22 protein-coding genes are annotated in these 24,680 nt (G+C 55.0%); 16 read left to right on the top strand and 6 right to left on the bottom strand.

All coding sequences use genetic code 11. The features are described 5' to 3' along the window. Positions 1-4 precede the first annotated feature (4 nt). The 12 genes from amiB (at position 5) to rlmB (ending at position 13,787) form a co-directional block, all read left to right on the top strand. Positions 5-1,342 (top strand): N-acetylmuramoyl-L-alanine amidase AmiB, encoded by a 1,338-nt coding sequence (amiB, locus tag APU11_RS03630; protein WP_038984057.1) that lies wholly within the window; start codon positions 5-7, stop codon positions 1,340-1,342. Positions 1,343-1,351: 9 nt separating this feature from the next. Then, positions 1,352-3,196 (top strand): DNA mismatch repair endonuclease MutL, encoded by a 1,845-nt coding sequence (gene mutL, locus APU11_RS03625; protein ID WP_013095285.1) that lies wholly within the window; start codon positions 1,352-1,354, stop codon positions 3,194-3,196. Then, positions 3,189-4,139, top strand: a complete 951-nt coding sequence (gene miaA, locus APU11_RS03620; protein WP_020688973.1) for a tRNA (adenosine(37)-N6)-dimethylallyltransferase MiaA — start codon at positions 3,189-3,191, stop codon at positions 4,137-4,139. Before mutL ends, miaA begins: the two co-directional genes overlap by 8 nt. Positions 4,140-4,224: 85 nt before the next feature. Next, the gene (gene hfq, locus APU11_RS03615) at positions 4,225-4,536 is read left to right on the top strand and encodes an RNA chaperone Hfq (protein WP_013095287.1); all 312 of its coding nucleotides are present in this window, start codon (positions 4,225-4,227) and stop codon (positions 4,534-4,536) included. A 74-nt stretch (positions 4,537-4,610) separates the two neighbouring features. Continuing rightward, complete coding sequence (gene hflX / locus APU11_RS03610; protein ID WP_013095288.1) at positions 4,611-5,891, top strand: ribosome rescue GTPase HflX; 1,281 nt, start codon at positions 4,611-4,613, stop codon at positions 5,889-5,891. 56 nt (positions 5,892-5,947) lie between these two features. Continuing rightward, a complete protein-coding gene (gene hflK / locus APU11_RS03605) occupies positions 5,948-7,207 on the top strand; it encodes an FtsH protease activity modulator HflK (RefSeq protein ID WP_013095289.1) in 1,260 nt (419 codons plus the stop codon). A 2-nt stretch (positions 7,208-7,209) separates the two neighbouring features. Continuing rightward, on the top strand, positions 7,210-8,214 hold the full coding sequence (gene hflC, locus APU11_RS03600; protein WP_013095290.1) for a protease modulator HflC: 1,005 nt from the start codon (positions 7,210-7,212) through the stop codon (positions 8,212-8,214). A gap of 71 nt (positions 8,215-8,285) precedes the next feature. Further along, entirely contained in the window at positions 8,286-8,483 is a 198-nt protein-coding gene (locus APU11_RS03595; protein ID WP_013095291.1) for a DUF2065 domain-containing protein, read from the top strand. A gap of 104 nt (positions 8,484-8,587) precedes the next feature. Further along, a complete protein-coding gene (locus tag APU11_RS03590) occupies positions 8,588-9,886 on the top strand; it encodes an adenylosuccinate synthase (RefSeq protein ID WP_006178975.1) in 1,299 nt (432 codons plus the stop codon). Between the two features lie 193 nt (positions 9,887-10,079). Continuing rightward, positions 10,080-10,505 carry a nitric oxide-sensing transcriptional repressor NsrR gene (nsrR, locus tag APU11_RS03585; RefSeq protein WP_014830384.1) on the top strand — a complete coding sequence of 142 codons (426 nt, stop codon included), beginning with the start codon at positions 10,080-10,082 and terminating at the stop codon, positions 10,503-10,505. A gap of 38 nt (positions 10,506-10,543) precedes the next feature. Further along, positions 10,544-12,985, top strand: a complete 2,442-nt coding sequence (rnr, locus tag APU11_RS03580; RefSeq protein ID WP_013095293.1) for a ribonuclease R — start codon at positions 10,544-10,546, stop codon at positions 12,983-12,985. A 67-nt stretch (positions 12,986-13,052) separates the two neighbouring features. After that, positions 13,053-13,787: a 23S rRNA (guanosine(2251)-2'-O)-methyltransferase RlmB gene (rlmB, locus tag APU11_RS03575; protein ID WP_013095294.1), complete on the top strand. Its 735-nt coding sequence runs from the start codon at positions 13,053-13,055 to the stop codon at positions 13,785-13,787. 78 nt (positions 13,788-13,865) lie between these two features. Here the strand turns inward: rlmB and APU11_RS03570 are convergent, their stop codons facing one another. Beyond that, positions 13,866-15,140, bottom strand: a complete 1,275-nt coding sequence (locus APU11_RS03570; RefSeq protein ID WP_058650674.1) for an MFS transporter — start codon at positions 15,138-15,140, stop codon at positions 13,866-13,868. Between the two features lie 193 nt (positions 15,141-15,333). Between APU11_RS03570 and APU11_RS03565 the strand changes: the two genes are divergently transcribed. Continuing rightward, positions 15,334-16,956 (top strand): isovaleryl-CoA dehydrogenase, encoded by a 1,623-nt coding sequence (locus APU11_RS03565; RefSeq protein ID WP_058650673.1) that lies wholly within the window; start codon positions 15,334-15,336, stop codon positions 16,954-16,956. On the opposite strand, the gene APU11_RS03560 is transcribed toward APU11_RS03565, so the two are convergent. The 3 genes from APU11_RS03560 to bsmA form a co-directional block, all read right to left on the bottom strand. Then, positions 16,953-18,884, bottom strand: a complete 1,932-nt coding sequence (locus APU11_RS03560) for a methyl-accepting chemotaxis protein (protein WP_058650672.1) — start codon at positions 18,882-18,884, stop codon at positions 16,953-16,955. The genes APU11_RS03565 and APU11_RS03560 overlap by 4 nt on opposite strands. A 170-nt stretch (positions 18,885-19,054) precedes the next feature. After that, positions 19,055-19,330, bottom strand: a complete 276-nt coding sequence (yjfN, locus tag APU11_RS03555) for a DUF1471 family protease activator YjfN (protein WP_141397339.1) — start codon at positions 19,328-19,330, stop codon at positions 19,055-19,057. 148 nt (positions 19,331-19,478) lie between these two features. Next, on the bottom strand, positions 19,479-19,808 hold the full coding sequence (gene bsmA / locus APU11_RS03550; RefSeq protein WP_072200357.1) for a biofilm peroxide resistance protein BsmA: 330 nt from the start codon (positions 19,806-19,808) through the stop codon (positions 19,479-19,481). Positions 19,809-19,945: 137 nt separating this feature from the next. Between bsmA and yjfP the strand changes: the two genes are divergently transcribed. Next, complete coding sequence (gene yjfP, locus APU11_RS03545) at positions 19,946-20,668, top strand: esterase (RefSeq protein ID WP_058650669.1); 723 nt, start codon at positions 19,946-19,948, stop codon at positions 20,666-20,668. On the opposite strand, the gene ulaR is transcribed toward yjfP, so the two are convergent. Both ulaR and ulaG read right to left on the bottom strand, forming a co-directional pair. Continuing rightward, on the bottom strand, positions 20,665-21,420 hold the full coding sequence (ulaR, locus tag APU11_RS03540; RefSeq protein WP_013095301.1) for an HTH-type transcriptional regulator UlaR: 756 nt from the start codon (positions 21,418-21,420) through the stop codon (positions 20,665-20,667). The two genes, yjfP and ulaR, sit on opposite strands and share 4 nt — an antisense overlap. Positions 21,421-21,530: 110 nt before the next feature. After that, complete coding sequence (gene ulaG, locus APU11_RS03535; RefSeq protein WP_010427455.1) at positions 21,531-22,595, bottom strand: L-ascorbate 6-phosphate lactonase; 1,065 nt, start codon at positions 22,593-22,595, stop codon at positions 21,531-21,533. 359 nt (positions 22,596-22,954) lie between these two features. Here ulaG and ulaA point away from each other — a divergent pair, with 359 nt between their 5' ends. Both ulaA and ulaB read left to right on the top strand, forming a co-directional pair. Further along, positions 22,955-24,355, top strand: coding sequence for a PTS ascorbate transporter subunit IIC (ulaA, locus tag APU11_RS03530; protein WP_058650668.1), 1,401 nt, complete (start codon positions 22,955-22,957; stop codon positions 24,353-24,355). Between the two features lie 12 nt (positions 24,356-24,367). Beyond that, on the top strand, positions 24,368-24,673 hold the full coding sequence (gene ulaB, locus APU11_RS03525) for a PTS ascorbate transporter subunit IIB (RefSeq protein ID WP_004109091.1): 306 nt from the start codon (positions 24,368-24,370) through the stop codon (positions 24,671-24,673). The last annotated feature ends 7 nt before the right edge of the window (positions 24,674-24,680 follow it).

Genomic DNA, 24,680 nt, shown 5'->3' with positions numbered 1-24,680 from the left:
CGGGATGATAAATCACGTTAAAGGTTGGTTATTGGCTGCCACAGTGCTGCTGTGCGCGCAGGCTGGTGCGGCAAGCCTCTCGGATATTCAGGTGTCTAACGGGGAGAGCCAGGCCCGAATCACGTTCAGTTTTATGGGCGACCCTGAATATGCTTTTTCTCAACCAGACAGCCGCAGCGTGGCGCTGGATATCAAACAGACGGGTGTGATCCAGGGGTTGCCCTTGCAGTTCAGCGGTAACAACCTGGTCAAAAGTATTCGTTCCGGTACGCCAAAAGACAGTCAGTCATTGCGCCTGGTGGTCGATCTGACCGAAAAGGGTAAAACGCGGGCGGTGAAGCAGCAAAACGGCGCGAATTATACGGTGGTCTTTACCATCAATGCCGATGCGCCTCCGCCACCGCCACCGCCGCCGGTTGTGGCGAAACGGGTGGAAGAGCCGGTTTACACCCCGCGCCCGTCTGAACCTGCGCGTAATCCGTTTAAAACCGACAACGATCGCATCACCGGCGTCACCAGCAGTAATACCGTGACACGCCCGGCGGCCAGCGCGCGTCGTGTGGTCAGCGGTGATAAAGTGATTATCGCCATTGATGCCGGTCATGGCGGGCAGGATCCGGGTGCAATTGGTCCAGGTGGTACGCGCGAGAAAAACGTGACCATCGCCATTGCCCGTAAGCTACGGACGCTGTTGAACGATGACCCGATGTTTAAAGGCGTATTGACCCGTGACGGCGATTACTTTATCTCCGTTATGGGACGCTCAGACGTGGCGCGTAAGCAAAATGCTAACTTCCTGGTCTCCATTCATGCGGATGCCGCGCCAAACCGTAACGCCACAGGGGCATCGGTGTGGGTGCTGTCAAACCGTCGGGCGAACAGTGAAATGGCTAACTGGCTTGAAGAGCATGAGAAGCAGTCCGAACTGTTGGGTGGTGCGGGCGATGTGCTGGCCAACAGCCAGTCTGACCCGTATCTCAGCCAGGCGGTGCTCGATTTACAGTTCGGTCATTCTCAGCGCGTCGGGTATGATGTCGCCACCAACGTACTGAATCAGCTGCAAGGCATCGGGGCATTGCATAAACGCCGTCCGGAGCATGCGAGCCTTGGGGTTCTGCGTTCGCCGGACATTCCATCGATCCTCGTGGAAACGGGCTTCATCAGTAATAACAGCGAAGAGCGTTTGCTGGGCAGCGACAGCTATCAGCAGCAAATTGCCGAAGCGATTTATAACGGTCTGCGTAAATATTTTGAGGCTCATCCGCTGCAGTCTGCGCCGCAGGGCGGTGCAGCCCAGACGGCCAGCGCCGTGCTGCCGGGTGAGATGACCGCGACCAACTAAGGAGAATTCATGCCGATTCAGGTTCTACCGCCGCAGCTTGCGAACCAAATCGCCGCCGGTGAGGTGGTGGAGCGCCCTGCGTCGGTGGTGAAGGAGCTGGTCGAAAACAGTCTTGATGCGGGAGCTACCCGCATCGATATTGATATCGAACGTGGTGGCGCAAAGCTGATTCGCATTCGGGACAACGGGTGCGGTATCAAAAAAGAGGAGCTGGCGCTGGCGCTGGCGCGTCACGCGACCAGTAAAATCGCCTCTCTGGACGACCTGGAAGCGATCATCAGCCTCGGGTTTCGCGGCGAGGCGCTGGCCAGTATCAGCTCGGTTTCCCGTTTAACGCTAACCTCCCGTACGGCCGAACAGCAGGAAGCCTGGCAGGCCTATGCCGAAGGGCGCGATATGGACGTCACGATTAAACCTGCGGCGCATCCTGTTGGCACGACGCTCGAAGTATTGGATCTCTTCTACAACACTCCCGCCCGCCGTAAGTTTATGCGCACCGAGAAGACCGAATTCGGTCATATCGATGAGATTATCCGCCGTATCGCGCTGGCGCGTTTCGATGTCACCATCAACCTCAGCCACAACGGCAAGGTGATGCGCCAGTACCGCGCAGTAGCGGAGGGCGGGCAGAAAGAGCGTCGTCTGGGGGCAATCTGCGGTACGCCGTTTCTGGAACAGGCGCTGGCCATTGAATGGCAGCACGGTGATTTGGCCTTACGCGGTTGGGTTGCCGACCCGAACGCCAGCAGCGCCGCCTTCGCGGAGATCCAGTATTGCTACGTTAACGGCCGCATGATGCGCGACCGTCTGATCAACCACGCCATTCGTCAGGCCTGTGAAGATAAGCTCGGCGCGGATCAGCAGCCTGCGTTTGTGCTTTATCTGGAAATCGACCCGCATCAGGTTGATGTTAACGTCCATCCTGCCAAGCATGAAGTTCGGTTCCATCAGTCGCGACTGGTGCACGATTTCATCTATCAGGGCGTGCTGAGCGTTTTGCAGCAGCAGGTTGAACCCACGCTGCCGCTGGAAAAAGAAGAGCCCGCTTCGCGTCCAATACCGGAAAACCGTGTTGCGGCGGGGCGTAACCATTTTGCCGAGCCCGCTGTCGCGCGTGAACCGGAAGCGCCACGTTTCTCGTCGGCAGGAAGCGCGCCGCGACCCACCGGTGCGAACTATCCCAACGCTCAGCCCGGCTATCAAAAGCAGCAGGGGGCGTTGTACCGTAAACTGCTGGAAACCCCCGCAGTCACGCGTAAAGAGCACAGTGAGGTACAAGCGCCTTCGCTGGAAGGGCATAGTCAGAGCTTTGGCCGGGTGCTGACGATTATTGCGCCGGATATGGCGTTACTCGAACGCGAGGGCAAGCTCATGCTCCTGGCCCTGCCGGTTGCTGAACGCTGGCTAAAACAGGTGCAGCTGACCCCGGGAGAAAACGCGGCTTGTGCGCAACCGCTTTTGATCCCGGTTCGACTAAAAATATCCACTGAAGAAACAAGGGTACTGCAGCGCGCAGAGGCCCAACTGGCGCAGATGGGGATTGAAATGGTACTGGAATCACAGCATGTGACAATTCGCGCAGTGCCTTTACCCTTACGCCAACAAAATTTACAAAACTTGATTCCTGAACTGATAGGCTACCTGGCGCAACAAACAACGTTTGATGCCGCCAACACCGCGCAGTGGATCGCCCGCCATTTGGCCAGCGAACATACGCCGTGGAGTATGGCACAGGCGATTAGCGTGCTGGCAGAGGTGGAACGCCTTTGCCCGCATCTGGTGAAAGCACCGCCGGGTGGATTATTACAACCTGTTGATTTACAAACGGCGATGACTGCCCTTAAAGATGATTGATGTCAGTAAGGCGAGCCTGCCTAAGGCGATTTTTTTGATGGGCCCTACGGCCTCCGGCAAAACGGCGTTAGCCATTGAGCTACGTAAAGTTTTGCCCGTAGAGTTGATTAGTGTCGATTCTGCCCTCATCTACCGAGGAATGGACATTGGCACGGCGAAGCCCGACGCAGCCGAACTGCGCGCGGCTCCGCATCGTTTGCTGGACATTCTCGACCCGGCGCAGGCCTACTCCGCAGCGGATTTTCGCCGCGATGCCTTAGCCGAGATGGCCGAGATAACGGCGGCGGGACGTATACCGCTGTTGGTTGGCGGCACCATGCTCTATTTCAAGGCGTTGCTGGAGGGGCTCTCTCCTCTGCCATCGGCGGACCCTGAAATAAGAGCAAAAATTGAACAGCAGGCGGCAGAGCAGGGATGGGACGTTTTGCATCAGCAACTGGCAGAGATTGACCCGGTTGCCGCAGCACGGATCCATCCAAATGATCCGCAAAGGCTTTCCCGGGCACTGGAAGTTTTTTTCATTTCGGGTAAAACTTTAACGGAACTGACGCAAACGTCAGGAGACGCTCTGCCGTATCAGGTGCATCAGTTCGCTATCGCCCCGGCGAGCCGTGAACTGCTCCATCAACGAATTGAGCAGCGTTTTCATCAGATGTTGGCTTCAGATTTTGAAGCAGAAGTGCGGGCGTTATTTGCCCGTGGAGATTTGCATACGGACATGCCTTCCGTTCGTTGTGTGGGATACCGCCAGATGTGGTCATATCTTGAAGGCGAGATTTCATATGATGAAATGGTTTATAGAGGTGTTTGCGCCACGAGACAGTTAGCGAAGCGCCAGATCACCTGGTTGCGCGGTTGGGAAGGGGTTCACTGGTTAGACAGCGAAAAACCGCAACAGGCGCTAAACGAAGTGATTGAGGTTATTGGTGATATCGCTCACTGAATGTGTACAATTGAGACGTATCGTGCGCAATTTTTCAGAATCGCAAGGTTCTAAGTACAAAACAAGCATATAAGGAAAAGATAGAATGGCTAAGGGGCAATCTTTACAAGATCCGTTCCTGAACGCATTGCGTCGGGAACGTGTTCCAGTTTCTATTTATTTGGTGAATGGTATTAAGCTGCAAGGTCAGATTGAGTCTTTCGATCAGTTCGTGATCCTGTTGAAAAACACGGTCAGCCAGATGGTCTACAAGCACGCTATTTCTACTGTTGTTCCGTCCCGTCCGGTATCTCATCACAGCAATAACGCTGGCGGCGGCACTGGTAGTAACTACCATCATGGCAGCAACGCGCAGGGTTCTTCTGCTCCTGCGCAGGACAGCGACGAGACCGAATAAGGTTTCGCACTGTTATCCACACGGGGAGCCAGGGATCCTGCGTTCCCCGCTGATATTTTTAGAGGGTTTTACGCTTGTTTGACCGTTATGATGCCGGTGAGCAGGCGGTGCTGGTACACATCTATTTTTCGCAAGACAAAGATATGGAAGACCTCCAGGAGTTTGAATCTCTGGTCTCTTCCGCCGGTGTCGAAGCAATGCAGGTGATTACCGGTAGCCGTAAAGCGCCGCACCCAAAGTATTTTGTTGGTGAAGGTAAAGCAGTAGAAATTGCGGATGCCGTAAAAGCAACCGGTGCGTCAGTCGTGTTGTTTGATCATGCGCTGTCTCCGGCTCAGGAGCGTAACCTGGAAGCGCTTTGCGAATGCCGTGTTATCGATCGCACGGGGTTGATTTTAGATATTTTTGCTCAGCGTGCACGTACCCACGAGGGTAAGCTGCAGGTTGAGCTGGCGCAGCTGCGCCATCTGGCCACGCGTCTTGTACGTGGCTGGACCCACCTTGAACGACAAAAAGGCGGGATTGGTTTGCGCGGTCCGGGTGAAACCCAGCTCGAAACCGACCGCCGTTTGCTGCGCGGCCGTATTACTCAGATCCTCTCTCGTCTGGAAAGAGTCGAGAAACAGCGTGAGCAGGGACGTCGGGCGCGTACGAAAGCCGACATCCCGACGGTGTCGCTGGTGGGGTATACCAACGCCGGTAAATCCACCCTGTTTAACCAGATTACCGAGGCCCAGGTCTATGCCGCAGACCAGCTGTTTGCGACCCTGGACCCAACGTTGCGTCGTATCGACGTGGCGGATGTGGGTGAAACCGTGCTGGCGGATACCGTAGGGTTTATCCGCCACCTGCCGCATGATCTGGTGGCCGCGTTTAAAGCCACCCTGCAGGAGACGCGTCAGGCGACCCTGCTGCTGCACGTGATTGATGCTGCAGATGTCCGCGTGCAGGAAAACATCGACGCGGTGAATGTGGTGCTCGAAGAGATCGAGGCCCACGAGATCCCAACGCTGTTGGTGATGAACAAGATCGACATGCTGGATGATTTTGAGCCGCGTATCGATCGTGATGAAGAGAACAAACCAATTCGGGTCTGGCTTTCCGCCCAGACCGGTATTGGCGTGCCACTGCTTTTCCAGGCTTTGACAGAACGTCTTTCCGGTGAGGTAGCCCAGCACACGCTGCGACTGCCACCACAGGAAGGCAGGCTGCGCAGCCGGTTTTATCAGCTTCAGGCGATAGAAAAAGAGTGGATGGAGGATGACGGCAGCGTGGGGATGCAGGTGCGTATGCCGATCGTTGACTGGCGTCGCCTCTGTAAACAAGAACCTGCGCTGGTCGACTATATCGTCTGATCGGAAAGGGGATGCCTGAATAATTCGCCCTTGCATAACAAATATGGAGCATATACATGGCGTGGAATCAGCCCGGTAATAACGGACAGGACCGCGACCCGTGGGGAAGCAGCAATAATCAAGGCGGCAACTCTGGGGGAAATGGCAACAAAGGTGGTCGCGATCAGGGGCCGCCGGATCTGGATGATATCTTCCGCAAGCTAAGCAAGAAGCTTGGTGGGCTTGGTGGAGGAAAAGGGTCTGGCTCGGGTGGCAATTCTACCCAGGGCCCGCGCCCGCAAATGGGTGGTCGCATCGTGGGCATTGTGGCCGCTGCCGTGGTCATCATCTGGGCTGCCAGCGGGTTCTACACCATTAAAGAAGCCGAGCGCGGCGTGGTCACCCGTTTTGGTAAGTTCAGCCATCTGGTTGAGCCGGGCCTGAACTGGAAACCGACCTTCATTGACGACGTCACTGCTGTGAACGTGGAGTCGGTGCGTGAGCTGGCCGCTTCCGGCGTGATGCTGACCTCTGATGAGAACGTAGTGCGCGTTGAGATGAACGTGCAATATCGTGTTACGGACCCAGAACGTTATCTGTTTAGCGTGACCAGTGCCGATGACAGCCTGCGTCAGGCGACCGACAGCGCCTTGCGTGGCGTGATCGGTAAATACACCATGGACCGCATTCTGACTGAAGGTCGTACCGTTATTCGTAGCGATACCCAGCGTGAGCTGGAAGAGACCATTCGTCCGTACAACATGGGTATCACCCTGCTGGACGTCAACTTCCAGGCTGCTCGTCCGCCGGAAGAGGTGAAAGCCGCGTTTGATGACGCGATTGCCGCGCGTGAGAACGAACAGCAGTACATCCGTGAAGCGGAAGCGTACGCCAACGAAGTTCAGCCACGTGCTAACGGTCAGGCGCAGCGTATTCTTGAAGAAGCACGCGCGTATAAGACCCAGACCATCCTGGAAGCGCAGGGTGAAGTGGCACGTTTCGCGAAAATCCTGCCGGAATATAAAGCGGCTCCGGAAATTACCCGCGAGCGTCTCTATATCGAAACCATGGAAAAAGTGCTGAGCCATACACGTAAAGTGCTGGTTAACGACAGCAAAGGTGGAAACCTGATGGTACTGCCGCTGGATCAGATGCTGAAAGGCGGTTCTGCACCGGCAGCAAAAGACAACAGCGGTGCGAATAACCTGCTGCGTCTGCCACCTGCATCGTCCGGTAGCTCCAGCGCAACAACCACGCCTTCTTCGAACGATGGTGACATTATGGACCAACGCCGTGCTAACGCGCAGCGTAACGACTACCAGCGTCAGGGGGAATAAGGATGCGTAAGTCAGTTATTGCGATCATCGTCATCGTACTGGTCGTACTTTATACCTCTATCTTTGTGGTGAAAGAGGGCGAGCGCGGGATTAAGTTCCAGTTCAGCAGCGTCGTCCGTGACAGTGACAAGCGTCCGGTGATTTATGAGCCGGGTCTGCACTTCAAGGTTCCTTTTATCCAGTCAGTGAAGACGCTTGATGCGCGTATCCAGACCATGGATAACCAGGCCGACCGTTTCGTGACCAAAGAGAAGAAAGACCTGATCGTTGACTCTTATATCAAGTGGCGTATCAGTGATTTCAGCCGTTACTTCCTGGCAACGGGCGGCGGTGATGTTTCTCAGGCGGAAGTGCTGTTGAAACGTAAATTCTCTGACCGTCTGCGTTCTGAAATTGGTCGTCTGGATGTGAAAGACATCGTGACCGACTCTCGTGGTCGTCTGACGCTGGAAGTGCGCGATGCGCTGAACTCCGGCACCGCGGGTACGGAAGACGAAGTTGAAACGCCAGCTGCGGACGATGCAATTGCTAAAGCGGCGGAACGTGTTCAGGCTGAAACCAATGGTAAAGTGCCTGTAATCAACCCGAACAGTATGGCTGCGCTGGGTATCGAAGTGGTGGATGTGCGTATTAAGCAGATCAACCTGCCGGCTGAAGTGTCTGAGGCGATCTACAACCGTATGCGCGCCGAGCGTGAAGCGGTAGCCCGTCGTCACCGTTCACAGGGGCAGGAAGAAGCGGAAAAACTGCGTGCAGCCGCGGACTACGAAGTGACCAAGACGCTGGCGGAATCTGAGCGTCAGGGCCGTATCCTGCGTGGTGAAGGTGATGCGGAAGCCGCGAAACTGTTCGCCGATGCGTTTAGCCAGGATCCAGACTTCTACGCCTTTATCCGTAGCCTGCGTGCTTACGAGAATAGCTTCCAGAGCAATCAGGATGTGATGGTGCTCAGCCCGGACAGCGATTTCTTCCGTTATATGAAGACGCCGACTAACGCAACGCGATAAACTCAGTCTCGTTTGAGTATTCAAACCACCGCTCTTAACGGAGCGGTGGTTTTCTTTTATAAGGATTAAAAATGAATTCAACGATCTGGCTGGCACTGGCGCTGGTTTTAGTCCTGGAAGGCCTGGGCCCGATGCTCTATCCGCGCGCCTGGCGTCGCATGATCGCCACCCTGAGCCAGTTGCCGGATAATATTTTGCGCCGATTCGGCGGCGGTCTTGTGGTTGCTGGCATTGTTATCTACTACATGTTGAGGAAAACGATTGGCTGATCAAAAAGTGATCGGTTTTGGCATATTTTGGGGTCAAAAAGTGCTGTATATCTGAAAAAGCGATGGTAGAATCCATTTTTAAGCAAACGGTGATTTTGAAAAAAATGGGTAACAACGTCGTCGTACTGGGCACCCAATGGGGTGACGAAGGTAAAGGGAAGATTGTTGATCTTCTGACTGAACGGGCTAAATATGTTGTACGCTACCAGGGCGGTCACAACGCAGGCCATACTCTCGTAATCAACGGTGAAAAAACCGTCCTCCATCTTATTCCATCAGGCATTCTCCGCGAAAACGTCACCAGCATCATCGGTAACGGCGTAGTGCTGTCTCCGGCTGCGCTGATGAAAGAGATGAAAGGTCTGGAAGACCGTGGTATCCCGGTTCGCGAGCGTCTGCTGCTCTCCGAAGCCTGCCCACTGATCCTTGATTATCACGTGGCGCTGGACGTTGCGCGTGAAAAAGCGCGTGGCGCGAAAGCGATCGGCACCACCGGTCGTGGTATCGGCCCGGCTTATGAAGACAAAGTGGCTCGTCGCGGTCTGCGCGTGGGCGACCTGTTCGATAAAGCCACCTTCGCTGAAAAACTGAAAGAAGTGATGGAATATCACAACTTCCAGCTGGTGAACTTCTACAAAGCAGACGCTGTTGACTACCAGAAAGTGCTGGATGATGTCATGGCGATTGCAGACATTCTGACCGGCATGGTAGTTGATGTGTCCGATCTGCTGGACCAGGCGCGCAAGCGTGGCGATTTCGTCATGTTCGAAGGTGCGCAGGGTACGCTGCTGGATATCGACCACGGTACCTATCCGTACGTAACCTCCTCTAACACCACCGCAGGTGGCGTGGCGACCGGCTCTGGCCTGGGTCCACGTTATGTGGATTACGTTCTGGGCATCATCAAAGCGTACTCCACTCGCGTGGGTGCGGGTCCATTCCCGACCGAACTGTTTGATGAAACCGGCGAGTTCCTGTGCAAGCAGGGTAACGAGTTTGGCGCGACCACCGGTCGTCGTCGTCGTACCGGCTGGCTGGATGCAGTGGCTGTGCGTCGTGCAGTGCAGATCAACTCCCTGTCTGGCTTCTGCCTGACCAAACTGGACGTCCTGGACGGCCTGAAAGAGGTGAAAATCTGCGTCGGCTACCGCATGCCAGATGGCCGTGAAGTGACCACCACTCCGCTGGCTGCTGACGACTGGGAAGGTATCGAGCCAATCTACGAAACCATGCCAGGCTGGTCTGAGACCACTTTCGGTGTGAAAGAGCGTAGCGGCCTGCCACAGGCAGCGCTGGATTACATCAAGCGCATTGAAGAACTGACCGAAGTGCCGATCGACATTATCTCTACCGGCCCGGATCGTACTGAAACGATGATCCTGCGCGACCCGTTCGACGCATAATCTTCGTGACTGCTGGCCTGCGGGGAAACCCGTAGGCCGGATAAGCGTAGCGCCATCCGGCGACCGCTCCTGGATATCCGCTTTTTCGCCCCGTCTGTCAAATAAATTAGCCCCTAACTATCTGGCTGGTTTATCATCATTAATGAATATCTCTGCGGTTTTACCGCGTTTTCCCTTTTTTCCTGAGGTTGATGTGCAGTTAACAAGTTTCACCGATTACGGCTTACGCGCGCTAATTTACATGGCGTCGTTACCCGATGGGAAAATGACCAGTATCTCTGAAGTGACAGAGGTCTACGGCGTGTCCCGTAATCATATGGTCAAAATAATCAATCAACTTAGTCGTGCCGGATACGTTGCTGCCGTCCGCGGGAAAAATGGTGGGATCCGTCTTGGTAAACCGGCGCAAAGTATTCGTATTGGGGATGTGGTGCGTGAACTGGAGCCTTTGTCTCTGGTGAACTGCAGCAGCGAGTTCTGCCACATTACACCCGCTTGTCGCCTGAAACAGGCGCTTTCTCTGGCCGTGCAAAGTTTTCTTAAGGAACTGGATAACTACACGCTGGCCGATTTGGTTGAAGAGAATCAACCGCTTTATAAATTATTGCTGGTGGAATGAAGAAAATTTCCACCGGAGCTGACAACGGAGGAACCGATATGTCACATGATCCTTTCCAGGAACGCGAAGCTGAAAAATACGCGAATCCTATCCCCAGCCGCGAGTTCATCATTGAACACTTAACAAAACGCGAAAAACCCGCCAATCGTGAAGAACTTGCTGTTGAATTAAACATTGAAGGTGAAGAGCAAACTGAAGCCCTTCGCCGCCGCCTGCGCGCCATGGAGCGCGACGGGCAACTGGTCTTTACCCGCCGCCAGTGCTATGCGCTGCCAGAACGCCTCGACCTGTTGAAAGGGACCGTCATTGGTCACCGCGACGGTTACGGTTTTTTGCGCGTAGAGGGCCGCAAAGACGACCTCTACCTCTCATCCGAACAGATGAAGATGTGTATTCACGGCGACCAGATCCTGGCGCAGCCGCTGGGTGCCGATCGTAAAGGCCGTCGCGAAGCACGCGTGGTTCGCGTGCTGGTGCCAAAAACCAGCCAGATCGTTGGCCGCTACTTTACCGATGCCGGTGTAGGCTTTGTGGTACCGGATGACAGCCGTCTGAGCTTCGATATCCTGATCCCGCCTGAAGAGGTGATGGGCGCGCGCATGGGCTTTGTGGTAGTAGTGGAGCTTACTCAGCGTCCAACGCGTCGCACCAAAGCGGTAGGTAAAATCGTCGAAGTGCTGGGCGATAACATGGGTACCGGCATGGCTGTTGATATGGCCCTGCGTACGCATGAGATCCCTTACATCTGGCCAAAAGCGGTTGAAGAGCAGATTGTGGGTCTGAAGGAAGAGGTGCCGGAAGAGTCCAAAGCGGGACGCGTGGATCTCCGCAGTTTGCCGCTGGTCACCATTGATGGTGAAGATGCCCGCGACTTCGATGACGCCGTATACTGCGAGAAAAAACGTGGCGGCGGCTGGCGTCTGTGGGTTGCTATCGCCGACGTGAGCTATTACGTTCGTCCCCATACGCCGCTCGATAACGAAGCGCGCAGCCGTGGTACGTCGGTTTACTTCCCGTCTCAGGTGGTACCGATGCTGCCGGAAGTGCTCTCCAACGGCCTCTGTTCCCTGAACCCGCAGGTTGATCGCCTGTGTATGGTTTGCGAGATGACCATCTCCAGTAAAGGTCGCTTAACCGGTTATAAATTCTACGAAGCGGTAATGAGCTCCCATGCGCGTCTGACCTACACCAAGGTCTGGCATATGCTGCAGGGCGATCAGGATCTGCGTGAACAGTATGCGCCGCTGGTGAAGCACATCGAAGAGTTGCATAACCTCTACAAAACGCTGGATCAGGCGCGCGAAGAGCGTGGCGGGATCTCGTTTGAGAGCGAAGAGGCGAAGTTCATTTTCAACGCTGAACGCCGCATTGAGCGTATTGAACAGACCCAGCGTAACGATGCGCATAAGCTGATCGAAGAGTGTATGATCCTGGCGAACATCTCGGCGGCACGTTTCGTTGAGAAAGCTAAAGAGCCGGCGCTGTTCCGTATCCACGATAAACCGTCGACGGAAGCCATTACTGCGTTCCGCTCCGTACTGGCTGAACTCGGTCTGGAGCTGCCTGGCGGTAACAAGCCAGAGCCGCGCGATTATGCTGAGCTGCTGGAATCCATTGGCGATCGTCCGGATGCAGAAATGCTGCAGACTATGCTGCTGCGCTCCATGAAGCAGGCGATTTACGATCCGGAAAACCGTGGTCACTTCGGTCTGGCGCTGCAGTCTTACGCGCACTTTACATCGCCGATCCGCCGTTATCCGGACCTGTCTTTGCACCGTGCGATCAAGTATCTGCTGGCGCAGGAGCAGGGCCATAAAGGGAACACGACTGAAACCGGCGGGTACCACTATTCAATGGAAGAGATGCTGCAGCTTGGCCAGCACTGTTCCATGACCGAACGCCGTGCCGATGAAGCGACGCGCGAAGTCTCTGACTGGCTGAAATGCGACTTTATGCTGGATCAGGTCGGTAACATTTTCAAAGGTGTTATCGCCAGCGTGACCGGGTTTGGTTTCTTTGTTCGCCTTGACGAGCTGTTTATCGACGGTCTGGTGCATGTCTCCAGCCTCGATAACGACTATTACCGTTTCGACCAGGTTGGACAGCGCCTGATTGGTGAATCGGGTGGACAGACCTATCGCCTTGGCGATCGGGTGGAGGTCAAAGTCGAAGCCGTCAACATGGACGAGCGTAAGATTGACTTCAGTCTGATCTCCAGCGAGCGCGCGCCACGTAACGTAGGTAAAACCGCGCGTGAGAAGGCGAAAAAAGGCGGTAACGGCAACGCGAGCGGCAAACGTCGTCAGGCGGGTAAGAAAGTGAACTTCGAGCCAGACAGCGCCTTCCGCGGTGAGAAAAAGCAGAAGCCAAAAGCGGCGAAGAAAGAGGCTCGCAAGGCGAAAAAGCCGTCCGCGAAAACACAAAAAATTGCTGCTGCGACCAAAGCGAAGCGCGCAGCGAAGAAACAGCAGGCGGAGTAAATTCTCCCCTCACCCTGACCCTCTCCCCACTGGGGAGAGGGGGAAATACCTATTATGAGAATCATCAATGAGTGAAATGATTTACGGCATCCACGCGGTGCAGGCCCTGCTGGAGCGCGCACCGGAGCGTTTTCAGGAAGTGTTCATTCTGAAAGGGCGTGAAGACAAACGTCTGATGCCGCTGATCCACGCACTGGAAGCACAGGGCGTGGTGATCCAGCTGGCCAACCGCCAGTTCCTGGATGAGAAAAGTGAAGGCGCGGTTCACCAGGGGATTATTGCCCGCGTGAAGCCAGGCCGTCAGTATCAGGAAAACGATCTGCCGGATCTGATCGCCGCACTGGATAACCCGTTCTTCCTGATCCTTGATGGCGTGACCGATCCGCACAACCTCGGCGCGTGCCTGCGCAGCGCCGATGCGGCGGGCGTGCACGCGGTGATCGTACCGAAAGATCGTTCTGCACAACTGAACGCAACGGCGAAGAAAGTGGCCTGCGGTGCAGCGGAAAACGTTCCGCTGATCCGCGTCACCAACCTGGCGCGCACCATGCGTATGCTGCAGGAAGAGAATATCTGGATCGTCGGTACCGCCGGTGAAGCGGATCATACTCTGTATCAGAGCAAAATGACCGGCCGTCTGGCGCTGGTAATGGGTGCGGAAGGTGAAGGCATGCGTCGCCTGACGCGTGAGCACTGCGACGAGCTGATCAGCATCCCGATGGCGGGCAGCGTGTCGTCTCTGAACGTTTCTGTTGCAACGGGTATTTGCCTGTTTGAAGCGGTACGTCAGCGCGGCGAATAAACAGCAAGGCCGTCCTGTGGACGGCCTTTTGTGTTTTATCTCTCTCCCGGTGGGTGAGGGCACCAGACGGTGATAACCTTACTCCTCCAACGCCCGCAAATGGTCATCCTTCCTGAGCGTCATCAGCACCACAATACTCACCACCGCCGTCGCCATGACGTAATATGCCGGAATGTCGAGGTTTCCCGTCTCCTTAATCAACCCGGTAATAATAAGCCCCGCACACCCCGAGAAAATGGCATTCGACAAGGAATACGCCAGACCAAGCCCGGTATAGCGTACACGCGTCGGGAACATCTCTGAGAGCATTGCCGGCCCTGGACCTGCCAGCATGCCCACCAGACCGCCAGCTATCAATACCACGATCGCTTTTAACGCGAGGGTACTGGACTCCGCCTGCAGAATTTTCAGCAGCGGCAGGGCGAGGATCAGCAGTAACGCGGTGGCGATAATCATCACCGTGCGGCGGCCAATCCTGTCGCTCAGGATCCCCGACGGAATAATGGTGAGCGCAAAGCCGACATTCGAAATCACGGCTATCAACAGTGCCTGGTTAAATCCGGTATGCAGTGCCGATTGCAGATAGGTCGGCATAATCACCAGATAGGTATATCCCGCCGCCGACCAGACCATCACCCGGCCAATTCCCATCACGATCGCTTTAATTGTGGCGACGGTACTGGCCTGCGCGATCAGCGGTTTTTCCTGCTGCTGCATGAAGCTCGGCGTCTCTTCCATACTCACCCGCAACCAGAGCGCCACCACCCCCATAGGCAGGGCCAGGAAAAATGGGATACGCCAGCCCCAGTCGTGCAGGGCTTCCGGTGTCAGTAAGGCAGAAAGCAAGGCGACAATACCCGCGCCCGCTAATAGCCCCAGCGCCACCGTGAACGATTGCCATGCGCCATACAGACCACGTTTACCGCGTGGTGCAAATTCCGTCATCAAGGAAACCGCACCACCGTACTCACCCCCCGCGAACAATCCCTGCAGGATGCGCAGCAACGTAACGATCAGCGGCGCAGCGATACCGATGCTGGCATAGACTGGCACAACACCGATGGCGGCGGTGGCGAGCGTCATCAGCACCAGCACAATAATCAGCGTCGGTTTGCGGCCAATCCGGTCGCCGATGCGGCCAAATACCACCGCCCCCAGTGGGCGGAAAAAGAAAGCGATGGCAAACGAGGCGTAGGTGAGGATTAGGCTGGTCAGCCCCGACTCGCCTTCAAGCTGGAAGAAGTTTTTCGCAATCACGGTGGCCAGAAAGCCGTAGACCGCAAACTCATACCACTCGATGAAATTACCAATGGAGCCTGCAATTAACGCACGCTTATGCGCATTCGGTTGCATAACTTTCCTCACTGAAAGGGGTAAGAATAAATTATTCAATAAAAGTGAAGTGATGAAATAGTTTATTCTTATGTTCTGTGAGCTATTTCACGAATGATATCAGCGGGATCGCTACCGTGTGACCTTACTCCCATGCAGCGTGCACAGGGTCTGTCCATACTTATCTTCATTGCCACTGAAGGAGGGAGACAGCATGCACTGGCAAACACATACCGTTTTTAACCAACCCGCACCGCTTTCGAACAGCAACCTTTTTCTCTCTGATTGTGCCCTGCGTGACGCGGTGGCCCGCGAAGGCGCGGAGTGGGATAGCGAGTTGCTGGCTAGTATCGGCCAGCAGTTAGGTACGGCGGAGTCGCTGGAGCTTGGCAGGCTGGCGAACGTCAATCCGCCGGAGTTACTTCGCTATGACCCCACCGGTGAGCGGCTGGATGATGTCCGTTTTCACCCCGCCTGGCATCTTCTGATGCAGGGGCTGTGCGCTAACCGGGTGCATAACCTGGCGTGGGAAGAGGAGGCGCGTAAAGGCTCCTTTGTCGCTCGCGCCGCGCGCTTCGTGTTGCATGCTCAGGTTGAGGCCGGAACGCTGTGCCCCGTGACCATGACGTTTGCCGCCACGCCGCTGCTGCAACAGGCGCTCCCTGAACCTTACCAGAACTGGCTCACGCCGCTACTGAGCGATCGTTATGATCCTCACCTTGCCCCTGGAGCCCAAAAGCGCGGCCTGCTGATCGGCATGGGGATGACGGAAAAACAGGGCGGCTCGGACGTGCTCAGCAACACTACCAAAGCAGAAAAGTGCAGCGACGGCAGCTACCGGCTGGTGGGTCATAAGTGGTTTTTCTCTGTGCCACAAAGCGATGCGCATCTGGTGCTGGCACAGGCGAAAGGCGGGTTGTCCTGCTTTTTTGTTCCTCGCTTTTTGCCTGACGGGCAGCGCAACGCCGTGCGCCTGGAGCGGCTGAAAGACAAGCTCGGCAACCGCTCTAACGCCAGCAGTGAAGCGGAGTTTCTGGATGCGTCCGGCTGGCTGTTAGGGGAAGAGGGGGAAGGGGTACGACAGATCCTCCGCATGGGCGGGTTAACGCGTTTTGACTGCGCTCTGGGCAGCCATGGGTTGATGCGTCGGGCATTATCCGTGGCGCTGTACTACGCCCATCAGCGGCAGACGTTTGGAAAAAACCTCATCGATCAGCCGCTGATGCGCGACGTCCTGAGCCGCATGGCGCTGGTGCTGGAGGGGCAAACGGCGCTGCTGTTTCGTCTTGCCCGGGCGTGGGATAAACGCGCCGATCCGCAGGAGGCGGCCTGGGCGCGGCTTTTCACACCAGCCGCGAAATTCAGCGTCTGCAAAGCGGGTATCCCGTTCGTGGCAGAGGCGATGGAGGTGTTGGGCGGCATCGGGTACTGCGAGGAGAGTGAACTCCCCCGTCTGTATCGCGAGATGCCGGTGAACAGCATCTGGGAAGGCTCAGGGAACATCATGTGTCTGGATGTTCTGCGCGTTCTGGCGAAGCAGCCGGGTATGTTCGATCTGCTGGCAGAGGATTTTGCGCAGGTGAAAGGTCAGGACAGACACTTCGATCGCAGCTGGCGGCAGTTGCAGCAAAAACTGCGTAAACCGCAGGAGGCGCAGGGGCGGGAGATTGCGCATCAGCTATTCCTGCTGGGCGCCGGAAGCCAGATGCTGCGGCACGCCTCTCCGCCCGTCGCGCAGGCGTGGTGCCGCATGATGCTGGATACCCGTGGCGGCACGCTGATGACAGAGCAGGTTCAAAGCGATCTTCTGCTACGCGCCACGGGCAGGGTAGGCTAGTTTTTAAGCTGGAACAGGCTCACCAGTTGAGTGAGGTGCGACCCTTTCTCGCGCAGTGATTGTGCGGTTTGCTCGCTGCGCGAGACGCGATCGGCGTTGATGTGGGAGGCTTCACCAATATGGGTCATGGCCAGATTCACCTGACGGATCCCCGCCGACTGTTCGCGGGATGCATGGTTAATCTCGGTCACCAGTTGGTTGATGTTATCGATGTGCGCGATGATGGCATCCATCGCCAGACGCGTCTGCTCTGAGAGCGCATGGCCTTCACTCACCTTGTTCAGCGTGTCGCCAATCAACTGCTCAATCTCTTTCACCGCATTAGCGCTGCGTGCCGCCAGGGCGCGCACTTCCTGCGCGACCACAGCAAACCCTTTTCCGTGTTCGCCGGCGCGTGCTGCTTCAACCGCTGCATTAAGCGCCAGAATGTTAGTCTGGAAAGCAATCGACTCAATCACGCGCGTGATGTCCTCGATGCGCTTTGAGGCGTCGCGAATATCGTCCATGGTGGAGACTGCGTTCGTCACCGTCTCGCCCCCCTGATGGACCGCGCGTGAGGTTTCCCCCACCAGCTGCTGCGTCTGTTCCATATTGGCCGCGTTTTGCTGCACGGTTGCGGCGAGTTGTTCCATACTCGCGGAGGTCTCTTCAACGCTACTGGCCTGTTTGTTGATCTGCTCTGAGATCTCACCGGTATCAGAGGCCAGGGCGTTAGTGCCCAGATGGATCTCGCCTGCGGCCTCGCGTACCTGCAGGACAATCTTTTGCAGACCGCCGCCGATCCCGTTGATGGCGTCGATAAGCTGGCCAACCTCATCCTGGCGGGTAACGGACAGGCTGGCACGCAGATCGCCTGCCGCATATTGTCGGGCAAGGTGAATGACGTTACGCAGCGGACGCGTCAGCATGCGACGAATGATGATGACAAACAGCGCGGCAAACAGGACTGACAGCGCCACGCCTGCCAGCAGGAAGCGATCCCGCATCGTGGTGACGCTTGAGAGCAGCGCCGATTTATCCACTTCCCCCACAATGGTCCAGTTCCAGCCTGGCAGCGGCGTATAGGCCATTTTCAGTATGCGACCATCCTCACTTGCGCGTTCCAGCGTGCCCGGGGTATTGCTCAGCAACTGCTGCTGGGTGGCGCTGTCCCACTCAGGAAGCTGGCCTTCCCGGTTCGAGTGGAAAAGGAACTGTCCGCGCGTTTTACCGTTGCTGCGATCCAGCACGAAGAAGTGTCCGCTGTCACCTAAACGACGATTGAGAATTTTTTCGCGCATCACGTTCCAGGAGTGGGTGATATCCACACCAACAAAAATGATCCCAATGACCTGGCCTTCTGCGTTTTTGAACGGCTGATACTGGGTGATATAGCGCTTACCGAACAGCAACGCCAGACCGCGATAGACCTCGCCTTTAGTGACGGCCGCATAGGCCGGGCTGGCAGTGTCCAGAACGGTACCCATTGCCCGATCGCCGTTCTCTTTGCGCAGGGAGGTGGCGACACGGACAAAGTCATTACCGCTGCGCACAAACAGGGTCGAGATTGCCCCTGTACGCGTCAGGAAGTCGTCAGAAAGTGCATTGTTTTCATGCAGGCCTGTTTCACCCCCTTTCAGAAGGGGAACGCTAAGCCCGTTAATGGTCTGGAGTTGACTGCTGTCGACGCTCAAAGGCTGCGGTAAAAAGGTGGTGAACAGCCGGGTATAGCTCTCGACCTCTTCGCTCAGACTGGTGTTAAACATCTGTACCATATCAACCATACCGGTGGACTGGTTATGCAGGTCTTCTACCGCAAGGGCTTCAAGCTGCTGGCTGGCTTTATGGCTGAGCAGAAAAGTGAAAAGCAGAAACAGCGTGGCGACACTCACGCCGGTAAGAAGCGATAGCTTTGCGCCCAGACCCGCACGGCGAAAAAAGGTGATCATAAATTGCTCATTATTGAAAAGGTATGGCTTTTCAACGGCAGGACAGAGCTAACATTTACTTAAATAATGTAACAAAATGTTATCAGGTTGTTTTTAATAGGGTTGAAAGAAGATAAAAAATTTGCAAAAACGAAAAGCCACTAAAAATAAGTGGCTTTTATCGGAGGTGATTAGACGTAGAGAATAGCCTGTACGCGCCAATGATCGCTGCGGTTATCTTCCTGCATCCGAATAATTCGATACCAGGAAGCGCCCTGTTCATCGGCTTTTAGTGCCACGACACGTTCAACATCTTGCGGGCTCCCCGAAATGTTATTGACGGAGATCTGGCCAATTTCATTAAGGCCAGTGACGCAATCAGCACTGGCGAATTCTGCTGACTGTGCAGTCGTGCTCACAAGGCCTACTGAGAGCAACAGAGAGGTCAAAGCAAGAGTTCGTTTCATTGTCAGCTCCATTTCACATTTCTCCGGTATCCGCCGGGCACTCCTTCGCAAATAAACTCACTTCCATTGTCGCGGGCATGGAGTTTATTGTGGACAGGAAAATGTCTATGGACGCAAAGCAGTGTAAATGTCGTTCAAATGAAGATCGTTATTTACGGTACAAAATAGCCTGTGAATACCACTGTCCCGTAATGATGGTTTCATCGATCATAATGATGACGTAATAATCTGCTTTGGCGGCGGCAGCTTGCGCCTTTATTGACTCCTCTGCGTCATCCGGGGATCCGCGAACCAGCGCGGAGACGGTACCCATTCGTTGTAATCCTTCCGTCTGATTACGACGAATCTCCTGCGGATAGTCGGCGACCGGGGGAGCGGGTTGCGGTGTCCCCTGTAGTGCACTACAGCCACTGAGCAGAACCAGCAACAATAAAGTAGCAAACCTGCGCATAACCATATCTCGTTTCCTGATAGCCATAGTGTAGTTGTCTGCGAATTTAGTTTTGGGGGAATGTTCCCGAAGTGTTATCTGGTACGTATATTTCGAATGAAAATATCGTGAAAGCGTAATCCAGTTCTCAACATTATGAATCATTCATCAGCACAGGGTCGACAATGATTGAAATTGAAACTCGCCGCCTCGGCAATCATGAAATATTACACGCTATCCCTGCGGGAAAAAGTGCACACCCGCTGCCTGTTGTGGTTTTTTATCATGGCTTTACTTCATCGAAGCTGGTTTACAGCTACTTTGCGGTGGCGCTGGCGCAGGCCGGTTTTCGGGTAGTGATGCCGGATGCGCCCGATCACGGTGCACGTTTTACCGGTGATGAACAGGTGCGACTTGGGCAGTTCTGGCAGATTTTGCACGGTAGCCTTACCGAATTTGCCGGGCTGCGCGATGCGCTTTACCAGGCGGGGCTGGTGGCGGATCAACGGCTGTCGGTGGCCGGCGCATCGATGGGGGGAATGACGGCGCTCGGGATCATGGCCCGCCACCCTGAGGTGAGCTCCGTGGCGTGCCTGATGGGCTCGGGCTATTTTACGTCATTGTCAAAAACGCTGTTTCCACCGCAAGACGCGACGGAGATTGATGCGTTGCTGGCCGAATGGGAAGTGACCCGGGCGTTATCGCGTCTGGCCGATCGCCCGTTGCTGTTGTGGCATGGTGACGCGGATGATGTGGTGCCCCCTGGCGAAACCTTCCGTCTCCAGCAGGCACTACAGCGCGAAGGGCTGGACGGCAACCTGACCTGCCTGTGGGAAGCGGGGGTTCGCCACCGTATCACGCCAGCGGCGCTGGACGCGACGGTGGACTTTTTCCGCCAGCATCTTTAAACGCGCAGAATTTTGACGCCCTGATCTTCCAGCTTCTGGAGGATCTCTGGATTGGCATGTTTGCCGGTGATCACCATGTCAATCTGTTCGGCGCGGCTGAACAACATGCCAGCTCGCTCGCCGACTTTGCTGCTGTCGACCAGTACGACGAGCTTGCCCACGACGTTAAGCATATTTTGCTCTGCCATCGCGGTTAACATGTCGGTTTTGTAGAGCCCGTCCGCGGTCAGGCCTTTGCCGCTGGTAAACATCCAGTGCCCGGCATAGAGGCTGTTTTCGCTATCCTGGGGACTGAGGGTAATGGATTGGCTCTTATTATACTGGCCGCCCATGATCACCACGCTTTCATGTTCCTGATCGATAAGATAGTTAGCCAGCGGCAGATAGTTGGTGATGATTTGCACCGGTTTACCGCACATCTCGCGGCCCAGCAGAAATGCCGTGGAGCCGCAGTTGATCACCACGCTCTCACCCGGGTTGACCAGCTGTGATGCGGCTCTGGCAATGCGCACTTTTTCATCGTGGTTTTGCGCCTGATGGATGTTCATCGGCGTCCAGCGGGGGCGCTGCTGGCTGATGGCTTCCGCGCCGTTACGGACTTTTTTCAGCTTACCGCTCTCATCCAGCTTGTTGATATCTCGTCGTGCCGTCGCGGGTGAAATCCCTAAACGTTCGATCACTTTCTCGACGGTGATAAACCCTGTTTGCGCCAGGAGTTCCAGTAATATTTGATGCCGTTGCGCTTCCGTCATGAGCTATTCCGATAAGAATTGATTTGAAAAGATGATATTTGAAATAGCGTGAAATTACTAAAATAAATATGAAATCGCCAGACGTAAGGTCTGGCGATGGGGGTTCACAATCAGAGGAATGACTTGAACGGCAGGTCTGGCTCTATGGTGAAGCAATCATCGAAACCGCGTGGGTAGTGATACTCGAGATTGTCTTTGTCCAGCGGCCAGGTGAACTTGCCGCCTACCTGCCAGATAAATGGCTTGAAGCCATACTTCAGACGGTCTTTTTTCATCTCCCACAATACGCGGATTTCCTGCGGATCGGCCTGGAAGTTTGACCAGATATCGTGGTGGAAAGGAATCACCACTTTGGTGTTCAGTGCTTCCGCCATGCGCAGCATATCGGCGCTGGTCATTTTGTCGGTGATGCCGCGTGGGTTCTCGCCGTAGGAGCCCAGCGCCACGTCAATCTGATGCTCGTTACCATGCTTCGCATAGTAGTTGGAGTAGTGAGAATCACCGCTGTGGTAGAGGGAACCGCCAGGGGTTTTAAACAGATAGTTCACTGCTCGCTCATCCATGCCGTCTGGCAGGACGCCTGCGGCTTTCTGGTCAGCAGGCAGGGTGATCAGCGCGGTGCGGTCAAAGGCGTCCAGCGCGTGGATTTCAATGTCTTTAATTTTCACCACGTCGCCTGGCTTCATGACGATGCAGCGCTCTTTCGGCACGCCCCAGCCAATCCAGAGATCCACGCAGGTCTGCGGCCCGATAAACGGCACGTCGTCCGCGCAGTTTTGCATCACCGCTGCCGCCACGTTTACATCGATGTGATCGTTATGATCGTGGGTGGAAAGGACGGCGTCGATCTGGCGAATGGCAAAAGGATCAAGAACAAACGGCGTGGTACGCAGGTTCGGCTGCAATTTTTCTACACCTGCCATGCGCTGCATCTGATGACCTTTTTTCATCAGTGGATTGCCGTGGCTCTGTTTGCCGGTACCGCACCAGAAATCAACGCAAATATTGGCGCCACCCTCGGATTTCAGCCAGATGCCGGTGCAACCCAGCCACCACATTGCAAACGTACCAGGAGCAACCTGTTCCTGCTCAATCTCTTCATTCAGCCAGCTGCCCCATTCCGGGAAGGTGCTCAGAATCCATGATTCACGGGTGATGGTGTTCACTTTACTCATCGTTTTGACTCCTGGTTTAATCAAAAGTAATCATTTGGTGATTTGTTGTGATTAATGCTGGCACTCTTTGAATCGGTTTGCAACGAGTAAATTGAGGAAATTTATCTTCGCCATGTCACAGATAATCCATTTCTACGTTGTTAGAATATCCGCTATCAATGATTAATTGTATGAATTATAAGGAATAATTTATACGTGAGAATCGGTAGTGAAAATCATTACTAACACCATGGAAATAATTTGCGTGATACGTCACAAATAATCAAATGCAATCTTGTGGTGATTATTTGTGATTAATAGAGTGATGGCACCAACCGAACAGGGATTACCCCCTCGTGTTCTCATTTCTGGAGAGAGTTATGGAGATCCTCTACAACGTCTTTACCGTGTTCTTTAATCAGGTAATGACTAACGCCCCGCTTTTGCTGGGTATCGTGACGTGCCTGGGCTACATCCTTCTGCGCAAAAGCGTCAGCGTCATCATCAAAGGCACAATCAAAACCATCATCGGTTTCATGCTGTTGCAGGCGGGTTCAGGTATTCTGACCAGCACCTTTAAGCCTGTGGTTGCGAAGATGTCGGAGGTGTATGGCATCAACGGCGCCATCTCTGACACCTACGCGTCGATGATGGCCACCATTGACCGCATGGGAGATGCCTACAGTTGGGTGGGGTACGCGGTACTGCTCGCGCTGGCGTTGAACATCATTTACGTTCTGCTGCGCCGCATTACCGGCATCCGCACCATCATGCTGACTGGCCACATTATGTTCCAGCAGGCCGGGCTGATTGCGGTGTCTCTCTATATCTTCGGCTACCCCATGTGGACCACGGTTATCTGCACCGCCGTGCTGGTATCGCTCTACTGGGGTATCACCTCCAACATGATGTACAAGCCGACGCAGGAGGTCACCGACGGCTGCGGTTTCTCCATCGGCCATCAGCAGCAATTCGCCGCCTGGCTCGCTTACAAGGTCGCACCGTACCTGGGTAAAAAAGAGGACAGCGTAGAAGATCTCAAGCTGCCGGGCTGGCTGAATATCTTCCACGACAACATCGTCTCAACCGCCATTGTGATGACCATCTTCTTCGGCGCCATTCTGCTCTCCTTCGGGATTGATGTGGTGCAGGCGATGGCGGGGAAAACGCACTGGACGGTTTATATCCTGCAGACCGGTTTCTCCTTCGCGGTAGCCATTTTCATCATTACCCAGGGCGTCCGTATGTTTGTTGCCGAACTGTCTGAAGCCTTTAATGGGATCTCCCAACGCCTGATTCCTGGTGCGGTGCTGGCCATTGACTGTGCGGCTATCTACAGCTTTGCGCCAAACGCGGTGGTCTGGGGCTTCATGTGGGGCACCATCGGCCAGTTGATTGCGGTAGGCATTCTGGTCGGCTGCGGCTCATCCATTCTGATTATTCCTGGCTTTATCCCAATGTTCTTCTCCAACGCCACCATTGGCGTCTTTGCTAACCACTTTGGCGGCTGGCGCGCGGCGCTCAAGATCTGTCTGGTGATGGGCATGGTGGAGATCTTCGGTTGCGTGTGGGCGGTCAAGCTCACCGGTATGAGCGCCTGGATGGGCATGGCGGACTGGTCAATCCTGGCACCGCCAATGATGCAGGGCTTTGCGTCCGTCGGGCTGGTCTTTATGGCCGTCATCATCCTGATTGCTCTGGCTTATATGTTCTTCGCTGGCCGTTCTCTGCGAGCTGAAGAAGATGCGGAAAAACAAACAGCAGAAGTTTCTGCTCACTAAGGAGTTTCGATTATGACCGTACGTATCCTGGCTGTGTGTGGCAATGGGCAAGGTAGCTCCATGATCATGAAGATGAAAGTGGACCAGTTTTTAACCCAGTCAAACATTGACCACACGGTGAACAGCTGCGCGGTGGGTGAATACAAAAGTGAACTGAACGGCGCCGATATCATCATCGCGTCTACCCATATCGCCGGTGAAATTAGCGTTTCTGGCAACAAGTATGTCGTGGGGGTACGCAATATGCTCTCCCCTGCGGATTTCGGCCCAAAACTGCTGGAAGTGATCAAAGCGCATTTCCCACAAGACGTGAAGTAAGGACGCC

Source organism: Enterobacter sp. 50793107, from assembly GCF_001463365.1.
Lineage (GTDB): Bacteria > Pseudomonadota > Gammaproteobacteria > Enterobacterales > Enterobacteriaceae > Enterobacter > Enterobacter cloacae.
Note: the sequence above shows the minus strand (reverse complement) of the source record. Positions and strands in the feature narration are given on the sequence as shown.

Excerpts from the sequence above, each read along its gene's own strand:
- amiB (WP_038984057.1), top strand. The coding sequence starts at position 5 with ATGATAAATCACGTTAAAGGTTGGTTATTGGCTGCCACAGTGCTGCTG.
- mutL (WP_013095285.1), top strand. The coding sequence starts at position 1,352 with ATGCCGATTCAGGTTCTACCGCCGCAGCTTGCGAACCAAATCGCCGCC.
- miaA (WP_020688973.1), top strand. The coding sequence starts at position 3,189 with ATGATTGATGTCAGTAAGGCGAGCCTGCCTAAGGCGATTTTTTTGATG.
- hfq (WP_013095287.1), top strand. The coding sequence starts at position 4,225 with ATGGCTAAGGGGCAATCTTTACAAGATCCGTTCCTGAACGCATTGCGT.
- hflK (WP_013095289.1), top strand. The coding sequence starts at position 5,948 with ATGGCGTGGAATCAGCCCGGTAATAACGGACAGGACCGCGACCCGTGG.
- hflC (WP_013095290.1), top strand. The coding sequence starts at position 7,210 with ATGCGTAAGTCAGTTATTGCGATCATCGTCATCGTACTGGTCGTACTT.
- APU11_RS03595 (WP_013095291.1), top strand. The coding sequence starts at position 8,286 with ATGAATTCAACGATCTGGCTGGCACTGGCGCTGGTTTTAGTCCTGGAA.
- APU11_RS03590 (WP_006178975.1), top strand. The coding sequence starts at position 8,588 with ATGGGTAACAACGTCGTCGTACTGGGCACCCAATGGGGTGACGAAGGT.
- rnr (WP_013095293.1), top strand. The coding sequence starts at position 10,544 with ATGTCACATGATCCTTTCCAGGAACGCGAAGCTGAAAAATACGCGAAT.
- rlmB (WP_013095294.1), top strand. The coding sequence starts at position 13,053 with ATGAGTGAAATGATTTACGGCATCCACGCGGTGCAGGCCCTGCTGGAG.
- APU11_RS03570 (WP_058650674.1), bottom strand. The coding sequence starts at position 15,140 with ATGCAACCGAATGCGCATAAGCGTGCGTTAATTGCAGGCTCCATTGGT.
- APU11_RS03565 (WP_058650673.1), top strand. The coding sequence starts at position 15,334 with ATGCACTGGCAAACACATACCGTTTTTAACCAACCCGCACCGCTTTCG.
- APU11_RS03560 (WP_058650672.1), bottom strand. The coding sequence starts at position 18,884 with ATGATCACCTTTTTTCGCCGTGCGGGTCTGGGCGCAAAGCTATCGCTT.
- yjfN (WP_141397339.1), bottom strand. The coding sequence starts at position 19,330 with ATGAAACGAACTCTTGCTTTGACCTCTCTGTTGCTCTCAGTAGGCCTT.
- bsmA (WP_072200357.1), bottom strand. The coding sequence starts at position 19,808 with ATGGCTATCAGGAAACGAGATATGGTTATGCGCAGGTTTGCTACTTTA.
- yjfP (WP_058650669.1), top strand. The coding sequence starts at position 19,946 with ATGATTGAAATTGAAACTCGCCGCCTCGGCAATCATGAAATATTACAC.
- ulaR (WP_013095301.1), bottom strand. The coding sequence starts at position 21,420 with ATGACGGAAGCGCAACGGCATCAAATATTACTGGAACTCCTGGCGCAA.
- ulaG (WP_010427455.1), bottom strand. The coding sequence starts at position 22,595 with ATGAGTAAAGTGAACACCATCACCCGTGAATCATGGATTCTGAGCACC.
- ulaA (WP_058650668.1), top strand. The coding sequence starts at position 22,955 with ATGGAGATCCTCTACAACGTCTTTACCGTGTTCTTTAATCAGGTAATG.
- ulaB (WP_004109091.1), top strand. The coding sequence starts at position 24,368 with ATGACCGTACGTATCCTGGCTGTGTGTGGCAATGGGCAAGGTAGCTCC.